Annotated in this window: 28 protein-coding genes; 5 read left to right on the forward strand and 23 right to left on the reverse strand. The window is 46.5% G+C overall.

The window, feature by feature from the left end:
* Positions 1-157: 157 nt before the first annotated feature.
* The 3 genes from ppsA to RB297_RS05930 form a co-directional block, all read right to left on the reverse strand.
* Positions 158-2773 carry a phosphoenolpyruvate synthase gene (gene ppsA / locus RB297_RS05920; RefSeq protein ID WP_375120021.1) on the reverse strand — a complete coding sequence of 872 codons (2616 nt, stop codon included), beginning with the start codon at positions 2771-2773 and terminating at the stop codon, positions 158-160.
* Between the two features lie 223 nt (positions 2774-2996).
* Positions 2997-3461: a hypothetical protein gene (locus RB297_RS05925; RefSeq protein WP_009592531.1), complete on the reverse strand. Its 465-nt coding sequence runs from the start codon at positions 3459-3461 to the stop codon at positions 2997-2999.
* Positions 3462-3483: 22 nt separating this feature from the next.
* A complete protein-coding gene (locus tag RB297_RS05930) occupies positions 3484-3963 on the reverse strand; it encodes a GyrI-like domain-containing protein (RefSeq protein ID WP_375120022.1) in 480 nt (159 codons plus the stop codon).
* Between the two features lie 109 nt (positions 3964-4072).
* Here RB297_RS05930 and RB297_RS05935 point away from each other — a divergent pair, with 109 nt between their 5' ends.
* Positions 4073-5035 (forward strand): helix-turn-helix transcriptional regulator, encoded by a 963-nt coding sequence (locus RB297_RS05935; protein WP_375120023.1) that lies wholly within the window; start codon positions 4073-4075, stop codon positions 5033-5035.
* 144 nt (positions 5036-5179) lie between these two features.
* Here the strand turns inward: RB297_RS05935 and RB297_RS05940 are convergent, their stop codons facing one another.
* Positions 5180-5638: a DinB family protein gene (locus tag RB297_RS05940; RefSeq protein ID WP_228468903.1), complete on the reverse strand. Its 459-nt coding sequence runs from the start codon at positions 5636-5638 to the stop codon at positions 5180-5182.
* A gap of 203 nt (positions 5639-5841) precedes the next feature.
* A complete protein-coding gene (locus RB297_RS05945) occupies positions 5842-6465 on the reverse strand; it encodes a flavin reductase family protein (protein ID WP_096774009.1) in 624 nt (207 codons plus the stop codon).
* Positions 6466-6773: 308 nt separating this feature from the next.
* On the opposite strand from RB297_RS05945, the gene RB297_RS05950 reads away from it, so the two are divergent.
* Both RB297_RS05950 and RB297_RS05955 read left to right on the forward strand, forming a co-directional pair.
* Positions 6774-7517, forward strand: a complete 744-nt coding sequence (locus RB297_RS05950) for an EcsC family protein (RefSeq protein WP_096774010.1) — start codon at positions 6774-6776, stop codon at positions 7515-7517.
* A 303-nt stretch (positions 7518-7820) separates the two neighbouring features.
* On the forward strand, positions 7821-9170 hold the full coding sequence (locus RB297_RS05955) for a glycoside hydrolase family 64 protein (RefSeq protein WP_192571648.1): 1350 nt from the start codon (positions 7821-7823) through the stop codon (positions 9168-9170).
* 164 nt (positions 9171-9334) lie between these two features.
* Here the strand turns inward: RB297_RS05955 and RB297_RS05960 are convergent, their stop codons facing one another.
* Positions 9335-9739 (reverse strand): nuclear transport factor 2 family protein, encoded by a 405-nt coding sequence (locus RB297_RS05960; protein WP_096774011.1) that lies wholly within the window; start codon positions 9737-9739, stop codon positions 9335-9337.
* A gap of 93 nt (positions 9740-9832) precedes the next feature.
* Positions 9833-10300 (reverse strand): DinB family protein, encoded by a 468-nt coding sequence (locus RB297_RS05965; RefSeq protein WP_096774012.1) that lies wholly within the window; start codon positions 10298-10300, stop codon positions 9833-9835.
* Positions 10301-10497: 197 nt separating this feature from the next.
* On the opposite strand from RB297_RS05965, the gene RB297_RS05970 reads away from it, so the two are divergent.
* Positions 10498-11400: a LysR family transcriptional regulator gene (locus RB297_RS05970; protein WP_096774013.1), complete on the forward strand. Its 903-nt coding sequence runs from the start codon at positions 10498-10500 to the stop codon at positions 11398-11400.
* A gap of 40 nt (positions 11401-11440) precedes the next feature.
* Here RB297_RS05970 and RB297_RS05975 read toward each other — a convergent pair whose 3' ends face one another.
* Positions 11441-11836, reverse strand: a complete 396-nt coding sequence (locus tag RB297_RS05975; RefSeq protein WP_036660737.1) for a VOC family protein — start codon at positions 11834-11836, stop codon at positions 11441-11443.
* Positions 11837-11950: 114 nt separating this feature from the next.
* Positions 11951-12136 carry a hypothetical protein gene (locus RB297_RS05980; protein WP_375120024.1) on the reverse strand — a complete coding sequence of 62 codons (186 nt, stop codon included), beginning with the start codon at positions 12134-12136 and terminating at the stop codon, positions 11951-11953.
* A gap of 164 nt (positions 12137-12300) precedes the next feature.
* Between RB297_RS05980 and RB297_RS05985 the strand changes: the two genes are divergently transcribed.
* A complete protein-coding gene (locus RB297_RS05985; protein WP_375120025.1) occupies positions 12301-12441 on the forward strand; it encodes a hypothetical protein in 141 nt (46 codons plus the stop codon).
* Between the two features lie 176 nt (positions 12442-12617).
* On the opposite strand, the gene phaZ is transcribed toward RB297_RS05985, so the two are convergent.
* From phaZ to RB297_RS06055, 14 genes are all read right to left on the reverse strand, one after another.
* Positions 12618-13496, reverse strand: a complete 879-nt coding sequence (gene phaZ, locus RB297_RS05990) for an intracellular short-chain-length polyhydroxyalkanoate depolymerase (protein WP_375120026.1) — start codon at positions 13494-13496, stop codon at positions 12618-12620.
* A gap of 17 nt (positions 13497-13513) precedes the next feature.
* On the reverse strand, positions 13514-14212 hold the full coding sequence (locus RB297_RS05995) for an ABC transporter permease (protein ID WP_277746073.1): 699 nt from the start codon (positions 14210-14212) through the stop codon (positions 13514-13516).
* Positions 14213-14219: 7 nt separating this feature from the next.
* Positions 14220-15134 (reverse strand): ABC transporter ATP-binding protein, encoded by a 915-nt coding sequence (locus RB297_RS06000; protein WP_096774582.1) that lies wholly within the window; start codon positions 15132-15134, stop codon positions 14220-14222.
* Positions 15135-15304: 170 nt separating this feature from the next.
* A complete protein-coding gene (locus RB297_RS06005; protein WP_375120027.1) occupies positions 15305-16243 on the reverse strand; it encodes a sensor histidine kinase in 939 nt (312 codons plus the stop codon).
* Positions 16244-16246: 3 nt separating this feature from the next.
* Positions 16247-16945, reverse strand: coding sequence for a response regulator transcription factor (locus tag RB297_RS06010; protein ID WP_375120028.1), 699 nt, complete (start codon positions 16943-16945; stop codon positions 16247-16249).
* Positions 16946-17175: 230 nt separating this feature from the next.
* On the reverse strand, positions 17176-18120 hold the full coding sequence (locus RB297_RS06015) for an MBL fold metallo-hydrolase (RefSeq protein WP_375120573.1): 945 nt from the start codon (positions 18118-18120) through the stop codon (positions 17176-17178).
* A 241-nt stretch (positions 18121-18361) separates the two neighbouring features.
* Positions 18362-18910 (reverse strand): TetR/AcrR family transcriptional regulator, encoded by a 549-nt coding sequence (locus RB297_RS06020; RefSeq protein ID WP_332296009.1) that lies wholly within the window; start codon positions 18908-18910, stop codon positions 18362-18364.
* Positions 18911-19013: 103 nt separating this feature from the next.
* Positions 19014-19409: a MerR family transcriptional regulator gene (locus tag RB297_RS06025; protein ID WP_332296008.1), complete on the reverse strand. Its 396-nt coding sequence runs from the start codon at positions 19407-19409 to the stop codon at positions 19014-19016.
* A 56-nt stretch (positions 19410-19465) separates the two neighbouring features.
* Positions 19466-20446, reverse strand: coding sequence for an aldo/keto reductase (locus RB297_RS06030; protein WP_213579831.1), 981 nt, complete (start codon positions 20444-20446; stop codon positions 19466-19468).
* Between the two features lie 223 nt (positions 20447-20669).
* The gene (locus RB297_RS06035; protein ID WP_375120029.1) at positions 20670-20990 is read right to left on the reverse strand and encodes a hypothetical protein; all 321 of its coding nucleotides are present in this window, start codon (positions 20988-20990) and stop codon (positions 20670-20672) included.
* The gene (locus tag RB297_RS06040) at positions 20968-22275 is read right to left on the reverse strand and encodes an MFS transporter (RefSeq protein ID WP_375120030.1); all 1308 of its coding nucleotides are present in this window, start codon (positions 22273-22275) and stop codon (positions 20968-20970) included. Before RB297_RS06040 ends, RB297_RS06035 begins: the two co-directional genes overlap by 23 nt.
* Positions 22276-22413: 138 nt before the next feature.
* A complete protein-coding gene (locus RB297_RS06045; RefSeq protein WP_375120031.1) occupies positions 22414-23091 on the reverse strand; it encodes an ArsR/SmtB family transcription factor in 678 nt (225 codons plus the stop codon).
* A gap of 198 nt (positions 23092-23289) precedes the next feature.
* Positions 23290-23883 (reverse strand): YdeI/OmpD-associated family protein, encoded by a 594-nt coding sequence (locus RB297_RS06050; protein ID WP_375120032.1) that lies wholly within the window; start codon positions 23881-23883, stop codon positions 23290-23292.
* Positions 23884-23961: 78 nt separating this feature from the next.
* A complete protein-coding gene (locus RB297_RS06055) occupies positions 23962-25074 on the reverse strand; it encodes a hypothetical protein (protein WP_375120033.1) in 1113 nt (370 codons plus the stop codon).
* Between the last annotated feature and the right edge of the window lie 222 nt (positions 25075-25296).

Raw genomic sequence — 25296 nt, forward strand, 5'->3', positions numbered from 1 at the left:
CAACCTCGTGGTTGCGTGAATAAACCGTAACGTATAATAAGCTTCCTAAGTCCGCCGATCGCCCCAGCCGATTTATTTCCATGCAAGGCATCTGCTTCCTAAATGCTGTTCAATAATTGAAAAAGCCGCGAAAATCGCGGCTTCATGTTGGTATTTATTATAATATTTCCACATACCCCTCTGTTCCATTCACGCGAATGCGCTGTCCATCCTTGATCCTTTTGGTTGCGTTCTCGACGCCGACTACGGCAGGCAATCCATATTCACGCGCAATAACGGCTCCGTGGGTCATCAGTCCGCCCACTTCGGTGATCAATCCTTTAATGGATACAAACAATGGCGTCCAGCTAGGGTCCGTAAAAGCAGTGACTAAGATGTCTCCTTCCTCCAGATCAGCGTCTTCCATGTTTAAGATGACACGTGCTCTTCCCTCAATAACGCCCGAAGAAACTGGCAGCCCTACAATGGCTTCAGCAGGAATATTTTCCCGTTTGTACTCACCAACAATGATCTCGCCATCCGATGTGATCACACGCGGAGGAGTCAGTTTTTCATATAATTTGTACTCGTCTTTTCGTTTGTTGATCATTCGGTAATCCAATTTATTTGTGCGTACGGCATCGTGAAGTTCTTCAAAAGAGAGATAATATATATCTTCTCTGTCATGAATAACGCCCGTTTCTACGAGTTGTTCGGCTTCTTTCAGTAAAGCCTGCTTATATACGAAGTAGCGATTAACCATGCCGTATTTCGGATACTCCCGATAACCAATGAAATTCCGGATAAGGTCGATCATTCGTTTGGTTTCTGCGGCTTTTTGTTCACCATCCGGCAATCGGCTTAATCGTTCCAGGAGTTCTTGTTCTTTGTTCAGCGCTTCCTGTCGTCCTTGCTCAAACTTTCGATGGCTGGCATTAGGCTCAAAGTTTTTGATGTTACCCAGAATCAACGGGATGAGCGTAGCGGGTTTTTCGCTCCAACGAGTTTTAGTGATATCGATTTCTCCGGCACATCGCATCCCGTATTTGCTGAGAAAATCACGGATCGCGTCTCGGGCTTCACGCCCGCCATCAAACGTAACCAGCTCATCCAAAAAGTCATCATGTTTGACTTGCTGCAAATAATCAATGACTTCCGGATAAGGACGAATCGCATCTGCGACATCGAGCAGCGCCAGACCCATTTCCGAAGTAATATTATGGGGTACAGACTGAGAAAGCGTGTCTGCTGCGTTTTTTTCACCTAGCCACTCGTTCATTTTTTCATTGATCCATGATGAAGCATTCATGGCAGCCATAAAGACAGCCGAACTTTGCGGGTCGAACAGAATCTTCTTCAATTGCTGGATATCTTCCAGAATGAAATCAAATAAATCCGTCCCGGATTTCGTCCCGATGTTATGTTTTAACTCTTCGATCGATGTTTGACTTCGTTGAATCAGATCATTAACGATTGTCGGCTCGTTTTCGAATTGTGGGGGGGCACCGGCAGACGGCATAGAATTACTGCTTTTAACGGGACTCGCTTCTTTTTTATCAACGGGTAACGATTTTATAAAATCTCCTCGATCTATGATGGTCATAAGTGCGTCTTTCATGAGCGGATCGTGTTGTTCCATGCTATTTAATAAAAATTCTCTGCTGTTAGGCGATGCCAGATGATGTGTGACATCAACAAACAATCTTCCGCCGGCTTTGCGCATGGGTGCAGGAGTCGTTAGCAGGAAAAAAGACAATCCCAGCGGTTTCATGGGATCCGTCATCATTTGTTGATGACCAACAGAGATATAGACGCGATTTTCTTGATCACTCGCTTCAGGAATCGGGTATAACGTCGTGATCGGACGGCTCTGAACGATATAAAACACGTCATCGGCCAGGCACCATTCGATATCTTGCGGCCGGCCGAAATAAGCTTCAATCTGTCTTCCGATGCGTGCCAGCCGTAAAATTTGTTGTTCGGTAAGGGTTTGGATCTTTTGCTGATCGGGGGCAATCGACTGTGTCTCCGTTCCGCCCTCCTGTCGTCCATAAATCGCCAATGTTTTGGCGGCTATCCTCTTATCGACGATGACCTCATCCTGTACTTTGTAACAATCGGCAGATACCAAACCGGAGACCAGCGCTTCTCCAAGTCCAAAGCTGGCATCGATGGACAGCAGCTTTCGATTGGATGTCATCGGGTCTGCCGTGAATAGTATCCCTGAAGCCTGCGGGAAAACCATCCTTTGAACGATCACGGATAAATAAACTTGACTGTGGTCAAATCCATTTTGCATCCGGTAGATCACGGCACGATCCGTGAATAGGGATGCCCAGCATTTACTGATATGCTTCAAGACGGCCTCTGTCCCGATGATATTTAAATAGGTGTCCTGTTGACCGGCAAAGGAGGCATGCGGTAAATCTTCAGCTGTCGCACTGGAACGCACGGCATAAGCATGTTCCTCGCCATACCGAGAGAGATAATGAGTTACGGCTTTCACGACGTCGGCAGGAATCTCTGCGTCCATAATGATTTGCCTGATCTTCCTGCTGACTTCACCAATTCGCTCCCGATCCTCTGCTTTTAGCATGGCTAGCTGTCCCAGCAAATCATGATAGGTTTCGTTTTGTTCGATGGCTTTTTGATATCCCGCGGTTGTAACACAAAATCCTTCCGGTACGTGTATTCCTTCGATTTTTGCTAATTCTCCTAGATTCATTCCTTTTCCGCCAACGAGCAACAGCTGGTTTTGTTCCATGTCTTGAAAATCGAGAACCAAAGAACGCATTCAACATCTCTCCTAACCATTAATTTGAGAAAAAAACATTTGACAAGGGTATTTTTAGCGTGGTACAATTAAATTGTAAGATGAGATAATTATACCCTCACATCTGATTGTGCCGCATTCAGATTGTATCATCGTGTCTATGTAATTGCAATAATAAAGAACCTGAAATCAGAGGATTCAGGTTCTTTTTTGGGTTTTCGTTATTTATTTGACTGCTCACCGCTTAGTATTCCTTTTTAATTACAAAGAACGAGCCCCGAATGGTGCCGGCTAATTTGGACTTCTGCCTTGCAAACTTAAACTTCCCTTCCAACTCCTGCGGTACCTCCATCCCCTCCGAAAGCTTAAAACCGACAGCCCGCTTCTTAGGATCATCAACCGTATACATGACATTGACCGCGAGGCCATCCTCATAAAAGACGAAAGCCCACTGGATATTTTCCACTTGAAAACGCGACGTCTCCAAAGGTTTGGCCGCAAACTCAAGATCTCGTTCTTCTTTCAATATTCGGTTCACATAATCCAAAGTCTCCTGGCTATCGCCGGCTGGTACAACCGTAAATTCATGCTTATATTTGTTCATGAAGTAACGCGCCTCATTCGCTCGTAAACCAGCCAGCGCTTCCGCTGCGGGCGAAGACTCCAAACCAACCGTAGATACATTTTTAAAATCAACGATATAAGCCATGCCGCTTCTCCTTTGATCTTATTTATTTCCTTACGACGGGAATCCACAATTCGCCACATACGAAGCCGTCCCGCTCTTCCATCTCCACCGTTGCATTCGGCCCGCCGACATAGGCAAAATCCTTGGCTGACGGCAATACTTGGCCAAAGGCAATGCCGGTAAGTTTATTGCTCAGCTCATCCGCCGTTTTCCCTTCCCCTTTTACAATGAGGTATTCCCCTTTAGGAAATTGAATAACTCTAGTGGCCTCTGGTAACGACTCCTCCGTCATGACGCCGGCATAATACATCATCTTGTTATTGACCGCCTCGTTTACGGCAAAAATGTAATCATTTGCAGCTATGGCCTTTAAGGTATCAAGCCTTCCATCTTGCTTCACCGACTCCCAAAATTCCGTTTTTTCCTTGTTGATGCCGGCATAATCCGTGTAATCGCTTTTAAGTTCGGTTCCAATACCTAATACGATAAAGCTGTCTTTTTCCTCAAGCGTATAATTCTCCATATTCAAAACCTTCCTTTTTTATAATTTTTCAAATGATTTGTCTTTTCACTTGATAGGTTTATAATAACCTTAAATCATGTCAAAAAATGATACTGTTTAGGAGAGTCCGATGAAAAAAGTTGAGCGGATTAATACCATCATGCGGTATATCAACAACCGCGCCCACTTTACCATTTCTGAAATAATGCGCGAATTTAACATTTCTCGCTCGACGGCGATTCGAGATATTCGAGAAATCGAAGCCATGGGGATGCCGCTTGTCGCTGAAGTTGGGAGGGATGGGGGGTATTTTGTCATGAACAACTCCGTCCTGCCCACGGTCCGCTTTACCGACACTGAAATCAAAGCTTTGTTTATCGCCTTTATGGCCACTCGAAATCAACAGCTCCCTTATCTAAAGAGTCGCCATTCTTTGGCTGAAAAATTACTCGGCCTCATCTCGGAGAACCAACAAGACGATCTTGTTCTACTAAATCAAATATTGCTGTTTGAAGGAACCAATCCTCATAATCCCGACTTGCTTGATCTGTCCGACCTGCCCCATCCGATGTTAGAAAAACTCATCCAACTCCTTCTGCTGGACAACTATTTATTGGTTTCCATCCAGGAAGAGAAGGAAATAAAATCTTATCCCATTTATCTCCTGCACCTTTATCGTGAAAAAAGCTTATGGTTAATTGAAGGCTTTGACTTAGCGGAAGAAAAGAGACGGATTATTCCTGTCGACAATCTTTCTGACATAGAACGATTCCATACGAAAAAAAGAGTTGGCAAGAAAAAGATTTTAGAGCAGCTGAGTAAACAGGAAGAGTTCATCAACCTTGTCCTTGATCTTGGTCCAAAGGCGATTGCCCAGTTCAAAAAGTACCATCCTGTAAAGTTTTCCATTGCATATACGAATCCTTACCAAACCACAGCCGTTCTTAAGGCTTTTATCGATGTGAACAAGGTGGAAGAATTGACCGAAATCACGAATTGGCTGCTATTTCTAGGTGGGGATATCAAGGTTAGGGAGATACCCGAACAAGTCGTAGAAGGTTTGAAAGAAAGATTCAGCTTGTTCTGCCCATAAACACCGCCAGTGAAACGATTAATTCAGTGATAGCCTTCCCGTGGCCTTTCATCGAAATCAGCAATAGGAGCTCCATCCAAAATTTGGCCCGCGACAATTAGCATAACTTTTGTTCCAGTTCGGCCTTCTGGAGCAGGTGGTATCTTATGATTCGTCCGCGCTCGGGCCATACATCCCCGGTACCGGTATGCCGAGCAGGCGGAGATAGACCGTCAACTGGCCCCGATGATGATAAACGTGGTTGAACATCAGCGTGCGCGCCATGTCGATCCGAGGCGCTTCCAAAACGGTTTCCCCCTTGCTGACGAGCCTCCAGGTATCTCTTAGACCGTCTTCTCCCCATGCCCGAAGCTTGGTCTCGGCGAGTGACATGCTATTTTCCAGTGCATCAAGCAATTCTTGCCGGTTAGTCGGCTCGGGCAATGGTACAACCGGAACCTCGCTGACCGAATCATCCAACAATATAGCCAGCCCTCCGGGTACTCCGGCAATATGCAGGGCAAGCTGCCCCAAAGACATCGATATCGGATGCGGTCTCCAAGAAAAATTGTCTTCCGGGAGCTTTTCGAGAAGCGCCCGTGTCGATTCGGCTTCCCTTTTCAATTCGATGATCCATTCCTCAATTACGCTGATGGTGATCTCCTCCTCCGGCCTATGCCGTTCATCTCTTCCACCTTATCATCCCATGCGGGTAATCGTTTCTTACGGATTGCGGAAATCGCATTGGATCCCAGAGAACGCAAAGCTCCAAGCTGCGAGTAACGCACCTGTACGCGCATAATCAACGTGTCTTTTTTGAAAGCAGGCTATTTTACGGGATCCGGTCCGAATACCGGCGCCAATTTTGATGCAGACAATTGCTCGCTCAGTCCGAAATATTCGCAAAAACTCATAATCATCGGATTCCATTTCGCTGGATCGATATAATTGGGGTTACCAGTCACAAGAAGTTCTTCTTCAATATGGATTTTTTCTATTCGAACTTCAATGGCAACCAGCGAGCTGGGTTCTTCAAATGCATGGAGCTTCACAAGTTTGGCTTCCAGCTGCACTGGGCATTCTTTGACGCGCGGAGCCTGAACGATGAGGGATGGAAGTGGCGTTAAGCCAGCGACTCCGAATTTATCCGCTTCATACCTGTAGCCCCTCTGTGCTTTAGAATCAGGGACTGGGTTGCTGCCCGTCAACAGCGTCAGCCGATCCACAGCAGGAATCAAGTCAACCGACGGAAGACTAAGTACGCACTCCCGTTCTCGGATCAGATTTTGAACCGTCTTCGATTTTCTGCTCATACCCAGCATACACGATTGGTTGAGCCACCAGGCTGACGACATCGGAGACAGGTTGGGCGTACCGTCATCGTTCATTGTGCTGATTAACACAACCGAAGTCCCGAAGTAAAGGATTTTGGGTTGAACTACTTTATGCATGACAGATTCACTCTCCTCGATAATAAGCTTCAAGGGTAATGTATCACAAATTTCGGGATGTTCTGGGGAATATCGAATAAGAGCACAAGATACTGAAATTATGGATACACCGCAGTTACGACTGCAAAACTTCTGACTTAAAAACCGCTTTAGCAACCATTTATAAGTTATTAGAAAGCTGTGAACAGGACTTGTACCCTTAATCCGATACTGGACTTTAGTCGAGGTCTGTTACCTGCCGCGGTCTGTTCCGAACCACGAAGATATTCGTTACAATATAGCGAAGACGTTTAGAGGAGCGATTGATCATGAATTACGAGCATAAAGTACAGAGGGAGATCGCCGACTGGGAACACCAGATGTTCAAACCGCCGGGCTGGCTGGAAAAAACATCGAAAACCATCGGCAGCCGGATTAATCATTGGATTCCCCCGAAGGTGCACACCATCATAACGACCACCATACGATCGATCGTGCGTACGGCACTGTTCGGAGCAGAATATACGCCTAGCCGGCCGGTCCAGCGTTCTCTGGAACTGGAAGCTGCCGATCAAGAAGCGAAAGCGTTGTTTGCTCTGTACCAAAAAATCGCGGTTGCCGAAGGAGCTGGTACCGGAGCCGGCGGCATCATGTTCAGCATGGTAGACTTTCCGGCTTTAATCGCGATTAAAATGAAATTTTTGTTCGAGCTGGCGCATGTTTACGGTTATGACACCAAACACTTCTCCGAGCGGGTATTCATCCTCAAGGTATTTCAAATGACGTTTTCGGGGCCTGAAAACCGTGCCAGGCTGCTCGATTCCGTCAAGCGTTGGCATATTGAAAAGGAACAATGGCGCTCCGATACCGAATATGCCCGGAATATGGACTGGGAAACCTTTCAGGTCGAGTATCGAGACGCCATGGATTTCCGGAAAATGCTGCAGATGGTGCCCGGGATCGGCGCTTTTGCAGGCGCTTGGGCGAATTACACCATACTTGAGGAGCTGCGCGAATTCGCCATGAACGCTTACCGCCTGCGCAGATTGCACGATTTCGAGGGATTGGGTTAGCCCTATCCTATACATCTAAGAAACAAGAACGAAGCATACCCAAAAAGCAGCTCATCCATAGGATAGCTGCTTTTTGGGTGTTTCCATTGTCATTGCCACGCGCATACTTCCATTTCCGAAATGGCGAACCCCATCCCGAAATTCCGCTACTACTAAATTTTGGAAAACGGAATTATAATCTTTTTGTCATCGCATGGATTGACACTTACAGTCAGCCAATTATCACGCCAAAATAAAGGAGGGATGCCGTTTCAGTCCCGATTGCGAAGTTGTTTTAATCCTAAGTCCAAAGGAGGAAATTTGATGATGCAGAAGGGAATGCGTTACCTGCTGGTTCTGTCGCTGCTGCTGACCTGTTGGTCCGTTTTCGGTACGAGAGCCGAAGCTGCGGACTATACACAGGGGGTTGAATTATCCGGCAGCGCAGCCACCGTATGGTTCAAATCCGCCGTCAACACTAGCTGGGTCGATGTCCATTATCGAGTAAACGGCGGTGAACAGCAAAATTTCAGAATGTCTTACCATGCCGGAAAATCCCGATATGAGCAGGCCATCTCAGGCATTGCCGCCGGCCAAGTGATTACTTATTCGTTTACTTACAATAACGGGATCCCTGCCTATGACACAGGTGTATTTTCTTACACCGCGGGTTCCACGCCGCCTCCCTCTTCTTCCGGCTCCATATATGACATTCTTCCATCCACTATCCCCATGCCGCCAAACGGTGCCGTCTCGGTCAAGATCATGAACGGGACCCATGGCGCTTATACCGACCAGCAAATATACTGGGGCGTTCTCGGCATCAATCCCGTCAACAACCAGTGGAGCTATTTGGACCTTAACGGGAATCTGGTCCCGATCTCCAGCGCTTTGAATGATGCGCCAGGCCATTTAACCAAGAACGGCATCAACTACGCCAACATTTATCATAAGGTCAGCGATGCTTCTTGGGTCACATTGCCCCAGATCACATCGGGCCGAATGTTCCTTAGCGTCGGCACTCCTCTGTACTTGAAGACCTTTAACGATGGATTCGCCGGCCCCGATCTGAACAATCCGACCGACCCGAACCGCGATATTTATTTTGATTTCGTTGAATTCACGATTGACGCCGCCGGCTATCACGGCAATACGACACGCGTCGACGGATTCGGTTTTCCCCTTCAGCATCGTCTGGTCAATAAATCCGGTTCCTTCGACCAGACTGTAGGCGAGCTGGAATCCGAAACCCGAAACGGAATCTTCGCCAAATTCCAGGCGGAAGTTCCTGCCGCCTTCAAATCGTTGGCCACGATCCAAGCACCGTATCGCATTGTCGCGCCGATTCACGGTTCTTTTGCCCAGGGTGGCGCGAATGCCAACTATTTCGGCGGGTACGCTCCGTACAGCACCCAGGATATTTTCCGGTGCGACGGCGCTTTAACGGATGCGGCAACTTGTGCCGCCATTCAACGTCATGTTTACAAGGCCAACGACTGGAATAACGTTTCGAATTACTATCAAGCCGCCCCGGCCAATTATTACGCAAAATTCTGGCACGACCACAGCATTAACCGCTTGGCCTACGGTTTTCCGTATGACGATGTCAACGGCCAGGCCGCCTACCTTGAAGTTGGCGACCCGAAAGGCCTGATCATCCGCATCGGTTGGTAAATCCCCCATGATACCTGAGTGACTGAGATTGGAAATTGCCTACTCGCTTTATCTATCATCTTTAGTGCAAAAAAGCCGCGATTTTGGCGGCTTTTCATTCGTTTATACCCAGTAAACCGGTTAGAAACCACATAACGCCGTGGAGAACAAGACCGGCCTGCCCATTAGGGAGCCTCGTAGTTTTTTAACGGCATACCTACATATTCGCGGAAGGAGGCAATCCGCTCTCCCTCGAACTCGAAGACGATGGCAAGCTCATTACTAAAAGACCGGCCATTCAACAAACCTTCTGAGCGAAATACCACCATCCCGTGGTCCGCATTCTCAATCAAGACGAGCGGAATCAGCTGCATCTGAAATACGGAACGCTCGAACCTGACCAGCTCCTCGAACCGCTCTTTGCCTTGCTGCTTGTGATCCCACCCATCTAGCGGGAGCGGAACAAAGAAATGAAAACCATCTGTAACCTTATCAAGAAAATCCGCTGTATGCCCTGTTTCTAAAGCCTGCTTAAAAGCTTCAAAACTTTCAGTCGTTCGGGTTGATACGGAGTCTACGGATTTTTGCATGTAGGCTTCCTCCTTATGGTTAATCGTTAAAATGATAGCTCCATTCATGAAGCTGTCGATCATTCGCCTTTGTTTACGCTTTCCAAGCTTTGATTAGCGTGTCTGAACCTTTAGCTGGCTTGATATCGTTCCGAGGTGAATGGCTTCGTGAAGCAGCGCGAAGTTGAACAGGTCCCCAGCCGTACTGAATTGGAACGGTCCCATGACAAACGGAGTTGAAAGCTTCTCGTCCAGCATATCAGAATTCAGCCCAGATAGGCGTGAAAGCTGAGCTGTTAACATCTCGACCAGCTCTTTTTTCGATGGAGGAGCCACCTTCCATTCCGAGGGCTTGGTTCCGGAATTAAACAGTAAAGCATACGAGTCCGGTATGTCTGATGGGGAACCAAAGCTCAGGGCAGTATACGTATCCATCCAATAAATGATATGGCCGACATTCCAACGGATGGTGTTGTTAAATCCTGCAGTTTGTATGTCGAACTGCTCCTCCGGTATAGCCTGCACCTGCTGCAGCACCACTTGACGTCCAATCTTCGCCGTATTGATTATCGCTTCGGACATGTTCATTTCCTCCTTTGTCATAAAAAACGTTTGTTATGCTCCCCAGTATAGGTCGCACGGAACGTTACATCAATACAGTGGACATTACCGGAACGTTAAGTATAAGTTAACGATAATGAATTGACAGATCGGGAAGATAACGCCACAATAATCGTGAAACATCCATTCAATGATGCAAGGGAAAGCAGGTGTGCAGGATGGAGTTAAAACAACTGCAGTATTTTATGGCTATATGCGAAGAGCTTCACTTCTCGAGAGCAGCCGAAAAAATGGGAGTCAGTGCTCCCAACGTAAGCCAGCAGATCAGGAGATTGGAAGAAGAATTAGGGGCTCTGTTGTTCGATCGCGTGGGAAAAACCATTGTTCTTACGGACGCAGGAGCGATTCTTCATGAACATGCCGCCGCCGTGTTCGGGCATCTGCAGCAAGCGGGCGATGCCATTGCCGATCTGAAGCAGATGCAAGGTGGATCGCTATCGATCGGCGTCTTGCCCGGTGACGCGGATCTCATGTTTAATGCCTTGCTGCTGGATTTCCATCAGACCTATCCCACCATCTCGCTGTCCCTTCTGGAAACCATGAAGGTCACGGAACAGGTTCTGGACCGAAGCATCGATATCGGCGTAACCATCGGACCCGTTAACGATGAACGTCTTACGTCAATTCCCCTGTTTCACGAGGAATTCTCATTGGCTGTACATAGGAACGATCCTCTTGCCGGGGAGAACTTCATCCCATTGAACAGGCTGCGCTCCATGAATATGGTCATGTTTCCACCCGATCATCAATGCCGCAAGCTGATCGACCGCTTCTGCATGGACAACGGCTTTGCAGTGCAGCCGCATATGGTGACAACAACATTATCCTCCCTCCTCCAGATGGTACAGAGCGGTGTTGGCGCGTGCGTTCTGCCGCGACTTCTACTGGATAATCTTCGCAATGCAGAGATCAAAGTCGTTCATCTGAGGAATCCTACGCCTTCTCAAGACATTTGTCTGATCTACCGCAGCGACAGATTCGTGGGATACGCCATGCGCACATTCATAAAAAATTTGAGGGCTTATATCGAGACAGCCATCCGTCATTCAAAGTCTTCATGAGATAGGGATCTTTCCGTGTTCAGTTGTGCACATAACTTTTTCAAATGATTTGCTGCGCAATCTCCCACACATGCCCTGCCGGATCTGTGAAGGCAGCGGTTCGGACACCCCATGGCCGATCCATTGGACCGTTAAGCAGGGTAACGCCGCGTGTTTTCAATTCGCTGCATACTGCATCCACATCATCCAACCGGATCGTAAACTGGAACCGAGATCCGGATTCACGGCTCGCGACTGTTCCAGGACGGATCAGACCGTGGGCTTCGGAGATATTCAGGAGGTTAATGCTCATATTTCCGAAATTGAACACCGCAGAAACATCGTCTTCATAAACGGCGGAAAAACCGAATACTTCTTGATAGAATACCTTCACATTGTGCAAATCCTCCACAAACAATGTAATTACATCGACATTCAACGACCCTAAAGACCTCATACATACACCCCTTCACACTCAAATCAAATCATATTCATCATAATAGAATTAAGGAATTGATATTTCTTTTTATTTGCTATGTCATTCCTATGAATATCTCATTGTTTCTTCATATCATATAAATTTCACTTGCGGCACTTTGTTAAGTTGCTCTTTTATTACGCGAGCTATGGTTTGGACTCCGATTTCGATGAGCTCCTCCTCTACCTGCGATACGCTTAAGCGAATCACCGAATTCTGGGCAAACTCGGGAAGATACATTTTTCGGGCATCGTCTACGTATACGTTTTCCTTCTTCAAATCCTCAATCAACATCCCGGCCTTAAGCAGACCAGGCAACCGGATTGTCGAATAGAATCCCGATTGAGAAACCGAATATGCGGCGCTTGACGGCAGCATCTCTTGATAAGCCTTTTGCAATAAGGCCGCTTTCCGTCTGTAGATGGATCTCATGCGCTGGATATATGGGGCTTGGCTGGTATGTCGGATATGTCGAAACGGATAAAGAGACCTGGGTGTTCGCAACGAATGCAGCCGGCAGCGGTGCATTCGCGAAGCAATTAACGCTGACAACATTGGAGAAGATGAAGATCTTGAATAATTAATAAAGAATTCGCGTCCCATCTGATTGATTACCTTACAACTTTAGAGATACAGATTAAAGATTGGAGATACATGCCACCGGACATAATATGGTAACAGGGTCCTGACGAATAGATCGTCAGGACCCTGTGTTTGTTTTAAGATTTCGAGCAGTATGACAAGATCATTGATCAGCCTTCTATGGCTGAGCAATGAATGCTTGGACGGCAGCGGCCAATCCATGTAAATCATCGATTAGCGGGGAATGCCCTGCATCCAAGGATACATATTGAACTGGCTTTCCATGACTTGCAAAGTCTTCTTTGATTTCTTCCGTCATCTGCTGCGTGGTAATCAAATCCTTAACGCCCCAAATGACGAGGACCGGACATTGAATACGCTCCAACTCTCCTGTTCCATCCGCGAGTCCGTTGGATACGGAACTGATATTGAATCGGTTTGCGGCATCGGCAGCATCCACCATGTTACGCTGCTTCATGCAGGCATCGATGTACTTCCCACGGGTGGCAGCATCAGACTCACGTTCATGAAACAAAAGGTAGTCCAACGCCTGAGCAAAGTAAGCCCGGTCCTGCCTCTGATTTGCTTGAAACGTCATGGCAAGTCCTGGGTCTTTGACTATTTCCTCTTTAGTCTTCAGACGAATGCCATCGGCATTCACGGCTGCATATCCTCTAGTCGAGATAGAGGAAAGCAGAATCAACTTTCGTACGCGATCTGGATATTCTGCCGCAAACTGCATGGCGATGCCTCCACCATTCGACCAGCCCATAACCATAACATGGCGAAGGCCAAGCTGTTCTACGAATTGATGCAGATCCGAGGAAAAGTCTTTCATGTCACCAATGGGATTCTGATAGCTGGACTCGCCGTAACCACGCAAGTCTACAGCGATGAAGCGTTGGGTCATATCGGCATGCGTCAACAAGGGTTCCCACAGCTCCGAAGAAGCCATATTCCCGTGAATCAACAGCATGCAGGGTTCCGTACCTGTTCTTTCTCTATAACTCAGCGTTTCTCCATTAGGTAACAAAGCCGTTTTCACTTCAAGTGTCATAATGCCACATCCCCTCCTTACAAATCTCCTAGTTTATTCACGAATTTAACCGATAAAATAACGCTTGCCACACCCAATACGCTGAAAATGGCATATAAAAAGTCAGGGTGCAACGTAATCCGCAGCAACCCGAGAAAATTAGGGAACTGCATCAGGAAGACGGCGCAAATGACCGTTGGGATGACCGCCCTTTTCCATATTCCGAACCAAAATAGCGGAATCAATGAGGCAAGCGCGACAACGATGGAGTGTAAAATCATTCGGAACGCATAATTCGCCAGGTCAGCTGCCGTCGGCGTTCCCGGGATGACATCCATCACTTGGTTGAGCGCATAAGTTGCAACACCGCCAAGTACGAAGGACACCAGCGTACCGAAGAAAACCGCCAACACAATGAACAGTACCTTGGCCATCACGAGCCTTTTTCGGCTGAGTGGATATCCGTATGAAAGAGCCATCGTCTTGTTCTTATATTCTTCAATGAATACATGATTGATCAGGGACGCTCCGAACAATATAAACCCCATCTGAATGGGTATCATCAGTTCCAGAGCGGCAGCATAACTTTCGCCAAAACGAATCATCGGCATATCGGCAAAAACGACCTTGAGAAAAAATACCGGCAAGAACATAAGAATGATCCAATACGTAATCGCTTCACCGATCACTTTCTTACGATCCAGCTTCTTCCATTCCAGCTCGATTAATTTCAACATATCGGATTCATTCCTTTCCCTGAATTTGATGATAGAAATAGTCTTCCAGTGTACTGTTATATTTTTGGATCTCCTCGATTTCAATCTCATGCGCAATCAGCAGTTTGGTAATTTGACTGGTCGATACGTCCGTATCATAGACTCGGATTCGCTGATCCTGTACGATTTTGATATTGGATATACGAAGCTCATGCTCAAGTAAAAAGGCTGATTTCTGCACATTCGAGGTTATAAGTTCAATATATTCGGTACGCTGCTTTCGAATGTCGGACAACGTGACTTCGTCGACCAATTGACCGCGTTGAATGACGCCGATCCTATCGGCTACCTGCTCAATTTCCCCTAAGATATGGCTGGACAGGACAAATGTAATCCCATATTCCTGGTTCAGTGTTCGGATCAAATCCCTCATGTTTTTAATGCCGATCGGATCCAGTCCGTTCGTGGGTTCATCCAGCACGATCAATTCCGGCTTGGTGATGGCGGCCCTGGCGATGCCAAGACGCTGCTTCATGCCGAGCGAGAAATCCTTCACTTTTTTATCTTCGATTCCTTCCAATTGGACCAGGTCCAGGGCTTGACGTATAGCTCTCTTATCATAATAGCCCAAGTATTCGCAATGAATTTGGAGATTCTCCATGGCCGTCATGTGCTCGTAAAATATCGGGTATTCAATGATGCTCCCTACCCGCTTGAGGCCTTCTTTGGAGGTTTCTGAAAAATTCTTGCCAAACAGCATGATCGCTCCGGAGGTCGGAAGAATGAGCCCCGTCAGCATTTTCATGATGGTTGTTTTACCCGCGCCGTTTGGACCCAGCAAGCCATAAATCTCGCCCTTTCTCACATTGAGATTGACACGCGTTACAATGGACATCCCTTTTACGGTTTTGCTCAGATCCGAAGTTTGAATGACGTAATCCACGAAGACCACCACCGTGTTCACAATTTGATTTCCTTTGTTATCTTTATCATAGACCTGAAAATGGACTTATTCCTTTCCCATTCCTTACATGTTTCTTAAGAATGAATCGAAACGCGCGGCTGAAATAAAAAAGAGACGTTGAACAGAGGACAACATCTCGTGGATTAAGGTTAGTAGGTTAATTGCTTGAATTTGCATGTGAAAATAGTCTTTTTGTCAGCCTCCGAGCTGCTTAGACTGATCCATCCGTTCATTTCCTCGGTTAGGCGCTTGGAGATACTGAGTCCCAGCCCGCTTCCTTGAAATTGCGGGTTCCGGGCATCGTCCAGGGTATAAAGTCTTTCGAATACGCGTTTCTGATGAACCTCTGCGATCCCTTTGCCCCGGTCCCACACGTCTACTGCCACATATTCTCCTTCTTCCCGAACCGTCAACCCGAACACGCCTCCGTCGCTTCCATAGCGGATGGAATTCGATATGAGGTTGCTCAATATTCGATGCAGCGCATCCTTGTTGCCAAGGAAATAAAAGGGCAGCTCCGGAATGTCGATCTCAACCCGAAGATTTCTGGAAACCAGCAGGTCGTAAAACTCAAGCACGCTGTTCCGGCAAACCTCGCTCAATGATATTTTGCTAAGCGGGATATCATAATCCTCCGACTCGATTTTGACAAGGTCGAAGAATTGATTAAGCAAGGCGATCAGACTGTTTACTTTTTCATTCAACCGTTGAATGACTTCCTCCTCGTCTTGCGCGGTCAACGTATTCTTCTGATTCAGCTTTTCCGTGTAGCCGAGAATGACCGTCAGCGGCGTCTTCAAATCATGAGACATGTTAGAGATCATTTTCTTTTGGCTGTCCTTCGTTCTGGCATAATCCGCAAATACCTTCTGTTTGTTATCCAGCAAACGGTTAATCTGTGTGAGTAGCTGCCTGACGGCATCGTCGCCCGTGGGCATCAACACTTTCTCCGCTGTGTCCTGGTCCAGAATATCCGAGATTTTATTCGCTATCTCGAGGATGCTTTGATTTTGTTTCTTCCCGGATATAAATAGCAAGCCGATGATTGCAACCAATACGGCAATAATGACGGACAAAAGAAGGACCATGTGCTAATCCCCCATTTTATATCCGATGCCCCAAATCGTCCGAATGTATTGCGGAGCTGACGGATCCTCTTCGATTTTTTCCCGGAGTCTCCGGATATGTACATTAATCACGTTCTCATTTCCGTAATAATCTTCTTCCCAAATGAGTTGATAGATTTGTTCCTTGGTGAATACCCTGCTGTGATGGGTTAGGAGCAGCTTCAAAATATGAAATTCCTTCGCGGTGAGCGGTACGCTATTCCCTTTGACTTTTACGGAGAACGAATGCAAGTCCAGGACGAGATCCTTAAACGTAATGACGGGAGGGTCTGCAGGTTTGCTTTCCGTTTCCGCGTATACCGTTGCCCTCCGAATGGCAGCTTGAACCCTGGCTGTTAATTCGATCATGGAGAAAGGCTTGCTGATATAATCATCCGCGCCAAATCCAAGGCCCATGGCCTTGTCGAGGTCGCTGCCTTTCGCAGAAATAATCAAAACAGGAACTTTGCTGGTCTCTCGGATATGTTTGAGCAGCTCCATTCCGTTTACCTTGGGGAGCATCAAATCGAGCAAGATCAGATCGAACTTCTCTTTTTGAAAAAGCGCGAGTGCTTCCTCGCCGTCGCGTGCAGATGCAACGCTGTAATGATCCTGTTTCAGCTGGCTTTCAATCAACTGATTGATGTCGTTGTCATCTTCAACGAGCAGAATGCGTTTTTGCATATCCTATGTCCTCCTGAGCATGCTTTGATCCATTCCACGGTTCCGATCCGAAACAGTAGTTTTTTCGATTTTAACACAAATTGGCATAATCTAGTGATCAATAGGGATGAAGCAATTACAGAAAAATCCCTTTCGCAGCAATCGGGTGCGGCTTCATGGGTGAAACAAAAAAATCCGCGTTTTCCGCGGATTAATAATGCATGTAAGTTGACAGATTGCCGCTGTTTTTGTTATTTCCACCAAACGACAGCATGATCAGGCTCCGTAGAATATGCCGATGGAGCTATTACTACCGATTCCCCAATTTGAGGAGTGAGTATGTGCACTTGTTTTTGTTTAGCAGCCATAGTCACGCGTTCGATCGGTTCATTCCAGTCATGCAAGGCCAACGTAAACCCTGCCCAATGGATCGGAATCAACCATTGCCCTTTCACATCCAGATGAGCCTGTACCGTCTCTTCAGGCATCATATGAATATTCGCCCAACGTTTGTCGTATTGACCACATTCCATGAGCGTCACATCAAATGGGCCGTATTTTTCTCCGATCTCATGAAAATGTGGACCATACCCGCTATCCCCGCTGAAATACACTCGACTCTTGTTGCTGATAATGACCCAAGACGACCATAAGGTCGAATCGCGGTCAAACAGGCTTCGCCCTGAAAAGTGTCTCGCTGGCGTGCAGATGAGTTGTAGACCGTCTAACCCGGATGCATCCCACCAATTATGTTCGGTAATGCTCGATTTTGAAATCCCCCAGCGCTCCAAGTGACCACCAAGGCCAAGCGGCACATAAAAATGCTTAGCCTTCTCCTTTAGCTTCTGAATGGAGCTGAAATCCAGATGATCATAATGATCATGTGACAAAACGACGGCATCAATGGGAGGAAGCTTGTCCAGATCAATAGGAATCTCCCTGCTATAACGTTGATTCCCAAAAACAGGGATTGGGGATGGAGACGTTCCTAACATAGGGTCGAACAGCAGCGTTTTCCCCTCGATTTCCAGCATGAATGCAGAATGCCCAAACCACGTTACACGTGTTAGCGCTTGTTGTTGTATACTTGCGGGATCTACTCGCTTTATCGGTAATGGAGAAGTCGGCTTCCGATTGGGATTCCGTTTCATGTAATCGCGTAACAGTGACATGAAGTCCGTTGTTCCCATCCTCATGGAGGTATGGATTGGATTCACAAAATGATTACGGTCGAAATTCGGGAGTTTGCGAAATTCGTTTCGTTTTTCCCTAGATACTCTTTGGCCGAATGGCGGATAATATCTCAGAAACAATGCAATGGATAGGATTAAAGCAGCGCATATTAAAAAAATGGTCATAGGGTTCTACCTCGATTTGTCCAATCTAGTCTAAGATAAAAGAATCGGATTACATAAATTGTAATGCTCCTTCTTACATTTAAGCTTTCACAGCATCCCAGCTCATAACGATAGCTGCTTCCAATTCCCGATTACCAAATCGGGTTCCGTTCTTCAGATGTGATTTCGCCAATTCGGCTACGGGTAAAATCGAATAAACGATCAACATATCCACATCTTCCGCTTTCAATATATTCTGCTTCTTTCCCGTTTCAAACATCTCGAAAATGGGTTGGAACAGGCTTGCGGTCTCGTCCAAACACCATTTCTGGGGCAATGGAGAATTCATGATTTGCTCTAAAAATAGAAAATAGTCTTTGTGCGTATATATAAACTCCACATACTTCCGGATGATCGATTCAAAGCGTTCTTTAACCGATCGCGTATCATCAAATCCCTGTAACATGCTCTTACTCATCTTGCCCTTCACCTTTAAGTAAGTCTTAAGCAGCAGATCCTCCTTATTCTCATGATAAATATAGATCGTTGCAGCCGATACATTAGCCTTCTTAGCTATTTTGGATATCGACGTTTCCGCAAACCCAATCTCATTCACTAATTGAATCGTCGCGTCAAAAATGGCTTCCACTTTGTTATCGTCTCTATGTCTCATGAAACAATAATAAACGATCATTCGTTTATAATCAAGAAACCGGGCCGGGAACTCCTCCCAAAACCCGGTTTTTGATAAGTTAGTCTGCCTGCTTCTTGAGTGCATTTTCTTTTTTCATGATGGTATGTTCATATCTTGCGATTTTATCGTTCAAGCGTTCCAGTGTGTTCGTCATTTCTTCGATTTTGTCCCCCAGTCGATTGCGCTGTTCAATCAACAATCCCTTTCGTGTTTCAAGCGTGTCGTCGCCTTGTTGAAAAAGCGAAACATACTCGATCAGTACCTCGACCGGAAGCCCCGCGCTTTGACGCATGCATTTAACAAAATCAACCCATTTGATGTCTTCCTCCGAATAATCCCTGATACCATTTTTGTTCCGGTTTACTGGCGGAATCAACCCAATTCGCTCATAATAGCGCAGGGTATCCTGGGAAAGCCCGAACCTTTCGCTGATTTCTTTAATCGTCACCGTCATGTCTTGATTCACCTTCTCTGTTCAATACCGTTTCCTAAATAAGTCAGTTGTTAAAGCTATAAGGCGCCCACAACCCGGTGAGGTATGTACGGCTCTTCCAGGGAGGCCATCTCCTCCGGCGTGAGTTTGACCGTAAGCGCGGCTGCGGCATCCTCCAGGTGAGATATTTTGGTCGCGCCGACAATGGGAGCCGTGATCGGTTCTTTCTGCAGCAGCCAGGCGAGCGCAATTTGAACGCGCGGAATGCCCCGCTCATTCGCAATGCCTGCAAGCCGTTCCACAATGATCCGATCGGCATCCGCCGTGGCATCATACTTGGATTTCTGAACCATGTCCGTTTCGGAACGCTGCGTCGTCTCCGACCAGTCTCGCGTCAATCTTCCCGATGCTAGTGGGCTGTAGGGGATCACGCCGATTTTTTCGGATTGGCACAACGGCAGCATTTCGCGCTCTTCTTCGCGGTAAATGAGGTTGTAATGGTTCTGCATCGAAACGAACCGGGTCCAGCCATTCTTTTCAGCGGTATGCTGGGCCTTGAGAAACTGCCATGCATACATGGCTGAAGCTCCGATGTAGCGAACCTTTCCGGCTTTCACCACATCATGAAGGGCCTCCATCGTTTCTTCGATAGGCGTATCATAATCCCATCGATGAATCTGGTACAGATCGACATAATCGGTACCCAGCCGCTTGAGGCTCTTGTCGATTTCGCTCATGATTGCCTTCCGGGACAGCCCCATCCCATTAGGGCCCTCGTGCATACGGAAATGAACCTTTGTCGCCAGGACGATTTCGTCGCGATTCGCATATTCTTTCAAGGCGCGGCCGACAATTTCCTCGCTTGTACCGTCCGAGTAGACATTCGCCGTATCAAAGAAATTGATGCCAAGCTCCAATGCCTTTTTAATAATAGGACGGCTGCTCTCTTCATTTAACACCCATTGATGCACCCAGCGCTCTGCTACGCCAAATCCCATGCACCCAAGACAGATGCGGGAAACATCGAGACCGGTGTTCCCTAGTTTCGCATACTCCATCATAATCCCTCCTTAGACTTAAGTTTATCACTTGGAGTTAACTCCAGGTCAATACGCAATTAACACTCATGATGTTCCGTTTGACGCTAACCTGCAAAAACAAAAACTCCGCGTTCATCACGGAGTTTTTGCTGCAGGATTGTGTATTGCCAACTTATGAATCGCTTTGAACCGTGGATAACGAAACGAGGACTGGACCGGCAAAGTCCGAAGCTTCCTCGCCTTAATCGTTAATCCCTTTATCGCTTGAGGCTTGAAGATATAGCTCGGCGGAGCCCAGCGGATGCTTGACGAGTTCTCCACTGTAATCGGAAACTTCGCCGGACTCCTCCAGTTCTTTCTTTCCTGCCGACTCAAGCTGCGTCAGGTCATAATTGGCAGGCAGTGCTTCAATGGTGACCTCGTATTCCGGATTGTCGCTTAGAAACAGGCATCCTTCGGCAGCGTCAAAATTGAACTTTTCAAATACGTATAAGGAAAAGCCATCGCCTCCGACTCTACATGGTAGAGTCGGGTTCGCGTTAGAAAGAGATGGATTTTTCATTTTTATCCTGACCTTGCCATAGCATAACCGGGATCAGCAGCAGGGCGAGTATGCTCCCGGCAAAGGAAAGTGCGGCAAAACTGGAATGAGCAACCACCATACCTGAAAGGGCCCCACCTGATGCCCCCGCGAGGGCAATCAATACGTCAACAGACCCTTGCACTTTCGCGCGGTTTGTTGAGGTTGTTGCATCTACGATCAATGCCGTTCCGCTGATCAAGCCAAAATTCCATCCCAACCCTAGAAGAGATAGGGCGACAATCAATACGGTCATGGAATCAGCCGGTGCCATGGCGGCAATGACCCCTGCAAGCAAAAGCGTAACTCCAGAAGCCATTGCCATTGCCTTACGTCCGATTTTATCGACCAGGATACCGGTTATCAGGGATGGAAGATACATCGATCCGATATGAAAACCAATGACAAGCCCCACTTCGCTTAGCCCATGACCATGATGTCTCATATGTACGGGCGTCATGGTCATAATAGTTACCATTATAATTTGCGTTAAGATCATAACCACAGCGCCGATTGCGATTCCACGCTTTCCTGATCCTGCAGTATCCATTTCTTTTGCAGAACCGGCATGCTCATCCGAATTTCCCTGCATGGCTATAGCATTCGCTACCAGCAAAGGATCGGGACGTAGAAAAATTAGCAAAACGATGCCTGCGAGAATATATGCCGCAGCTGCCAATAAAAAGGGTCCGGCCAAACTCGGTATCCCCACCGACAGCGCGAAATCGCCAGTGACGTTGACTAAATTCGGGCCTGCTACTGCACCAAAGGTAGTGAATACCATGGCCGTACTGGCTGCGGTTGCTCGTTGCTTAGAGTTGGCCAGGTCCGTCCCGGCATAGCGTGCCTGCAAATTCGTTGCGGTGCCTGCACCATATATCAATAGTGAGAGTAAGAGCAGAGTCAGGCTATTCAACACGGCTGCTAACACGACTCCAATCGCTCCTATGCCTCCCGCCAGAAAACCGAGTCCCAATCCCAAACTGCGTCCATATCGCTGGGAAAGACGGCCAACCAGCAAGGCCGCGCCTGCTGAGCCTAACGTAAACAGTGCCGTTGGTATACCCGTAAAGTTGTCGGTTCCCAGCATATCCTGAGCCAAAAGCGCCCCTACGGTAATGCCTGCCGCAAGACCAGCGCCCCCGAAAATTTGTGAAACAACAACGATGTTTAGTGTCCGCCGGTACAATTTACGTTGTTTTTCGGGTGAATCCACATAGCCTTGCAGCGAAGCCGGCAGCTTCGTCATGCCTTTTTTCGAATACATTCAAATGACATCCTTCCGTAGGAATACGATAGTTGCCCGTCTGATTACCTTGAATCGCGGCCGGTTCCACAGACCTTAAGCTCTCGTCGTCGTATACCTTCATGATTGGGTGAATTGATAAATTGAAGGAAACTTGTTTCACGAAATGGCCTGCTCTTCGCTGTTTCGCTTATTCGCAAATGCTTCCCAGTCCTGAACCCTCTTGCTTAAGCGAGCCGCATCGATTCCTTTGGACTTTAGCATCTTGATGGCTTGGATAGACATTAAACAGTGAGGACCCCGGCAATAGGCTACGACTTTGGCCTTCGCTGGCAACGCATGTAGCTGTTCGGCCAGCTCTCCTATAGGTATCGAGATAGCGCCAGGAATATGTGCAGCTTCATATTCGTCCTTTGGACGAACATCGATCAGCGTTACTTCCCCTGCTTCCATGCGGCTCATGAGTTCTTCAAACGATACTTCTTCTATATCCGATAGCTGACCCAGGAATTCATTTTTAATATGCTGGACTTCAATAAGTTGTTTTTCAGATAAACCATACAGAGAATCTAAAAAGTGCAAGACTGCGGGATCGGCGATTTCATAAATAACGAAATTCCCTCGTTTCTTATAATCGACTAGCTTGGCATGATGGAGGGTCTGCAAGTGTTGAGAGACATTCGCTATAGACATGGATGTGATTTTCGATATATTTTCTACGCATTTTGGTCCTTGTGTCAAAACATCCAGAATTTCTAAACGTTTTGGGCTGGAGAGGCATTTTCCAATTCGTGTATATTCCTTGTACAATTCGTCTTTAAGCTCTCTTTCGTTCATCGATTCGCCCCCTGAAATAAACTATTCAATTGATATATTGAATAGTTTAAGTGGCATTCTGGTTTGCGTCAATATTCTTTTGGCAAAGAAAACAAGCTGCCGGTTGAATGAACCAGCAGCCTGTTGCCTTGTCGTGTATTCTTGTTTGGAAGAACTCCGCGGTTAGCGCAGCGTGTAATCCCCAATATGTAAAAACAACTAATCGTTTAATCCCTTTCCATTCAGGATATGCGGGATATATTTTTCAACCCTGGACTCTCGTGTTTTGGCTTGCTTGGGTGCGGAGAAATGCAGAATATACGCTCTTTGCCGACCTGGCGTCAATGCTTCAAAAGCCTCTTTTAGGTTAGGCATTTCCTCGAACTTATTTTCCAGCTCTACAGGTATGGTGTAATCCGTATTCTTTTTAAAATTTACTTGCAGACCGGCTTTCTCCACTTCAATGGCTTCCGTAATATAGGCTCTCACGATCAGTTGCATTTCATCTATATCTTGAGCATTGGTAAACCGAATCTGGCGTGCGGCCTGAACGTTCTCCGTTTGCTGGATCAGGATCCCATGGGGATCTTTTAACAATGCGCCTTTGTGAAACAGAAGCGCACAGTAATCCTTAAAACCGTGGATCAACACGATATTTTTACCGTCGAACGTGTAACAAGGATGCATCCACTTAAAATCCTCGGTCAGCCCGCAGTCCAGCGCAATTTCTCTCAATAGCCCGAACTCTTCCTTCCACTTTTTAAGCTTATTAAAATACGGATCAATCTTTGTATTCCTTTCACCTTTTGTCATCAAGGTGCCTCCTCTGCTTTTGGTGGTTCTGGCTTGCTCGTTTGCGGTTCGATATATCTGATCAGTACAATACGGATTCTAATGTACTGGCACAAGCCCCTTTGATCTAAGTAACTCTAATTTCACTAGAGGTATACTTTTTTCAAGTTCGCCATTTGTTACATCCAAGCCCTCACGGTCGACAAACACAATAAAGTCTTCAGTAAGTATGGAGTTGTCGGACCAATTCGTTTCATTTAATGAATAGGCCACTTCCTGCCACAACTTCATACCTTCCTCCCACCAATCATCTGTATTATGCCAAAACATAATAAGATTTCTAAGTTTCTGAATTAGTTCTTGATCTGTAAGTTCTTGTTGGTACTTCCCAGGGTGCTCTCCCGAATTCCAGATGGTCCCATAGTCCTTTTTGTTATCCACTTGCTCATCTCGTATATTTTGCAAGCCAGGTTGGAAAATCGGCGAGTATACCGTGTGAGCTTCATCATGTAGAAAGATGGCAAGAAAACAACAGCTTCTTCTATCTACTAATACTCGGGACACATTACCAATTATCTCTCTTAAAGCTGCTATTAGTCCTTTTTTAACTTCCTCTCGGAGAAGCGCCACGTCTTCAGCCAACATCATCACATAAATTACACCTTTTGTGCCATCTAATACTCGACTGAGAATGCCTTTCTCATCATACTCAAAATAGGTTCGGACCAAGTGATCAAAATAACCTGAATTACTTTCGTATTGAGGCTGATATACTTGGATCAACCGTTCACCCTCATATATGTAATCCTCGTACTGTAATTTATCATTCCGAGCAGAATATTCTATGCATCGCTTGATGAAACCATCGTATATCAAATATTCCTTTATAGAGTCCAATACTCCACGGACATATAATCTAGTGATGATTCGATTGTCTTCGTAGACGGTATAAGCGTATCCATCAATTAATTCATCACAAGCCGAAATGCGAAGTCTATCATGATTATCGAATTCATAATAAGTGTCCGTCTCCTCTTCAGTAATTTCCCCTGGAACCGTACTTTGTCGCCCATACCAATACGGAGAAATATCATAACGTTTGCTTATGGTGTATTCTCTCCTACAAATTGAAGACTCAGCCTCTTCTTTATATAATTTATAATTATCTTGCGCTTCCTTACTTAATTTCAAATAATATTCTTTATCAACCATTTTGGGCTCCTCTTTACATTATGATTGACAAGCAATTCGACACAAAGCTAAATTTCACCTTTTTTGTCCTCTTGCCCTACAGTGATTATTCACAATCTTTTTTTGCTTGATTGTCATAACAAAAAAATAACCTTGGCCAACATAAAGGCCAAGGTTATTGACATACGAGCAATTCGGAGACGATTCACGACGAGCGGAGGCTGCATCGTCCCTTCGGCTCCG

The sequence above is a fragment of the Paenibacillus sp. CR_12 genome, assembly GCF_041953985.1.
GTDB classification, from domain to species: domain Bacteria; phylum Bacillota; class Bacilli; order Paenibacillales; family Paenibacillaceae; genus Paenibacillus_AQ; species Paenibacillus_AQ lautus_A.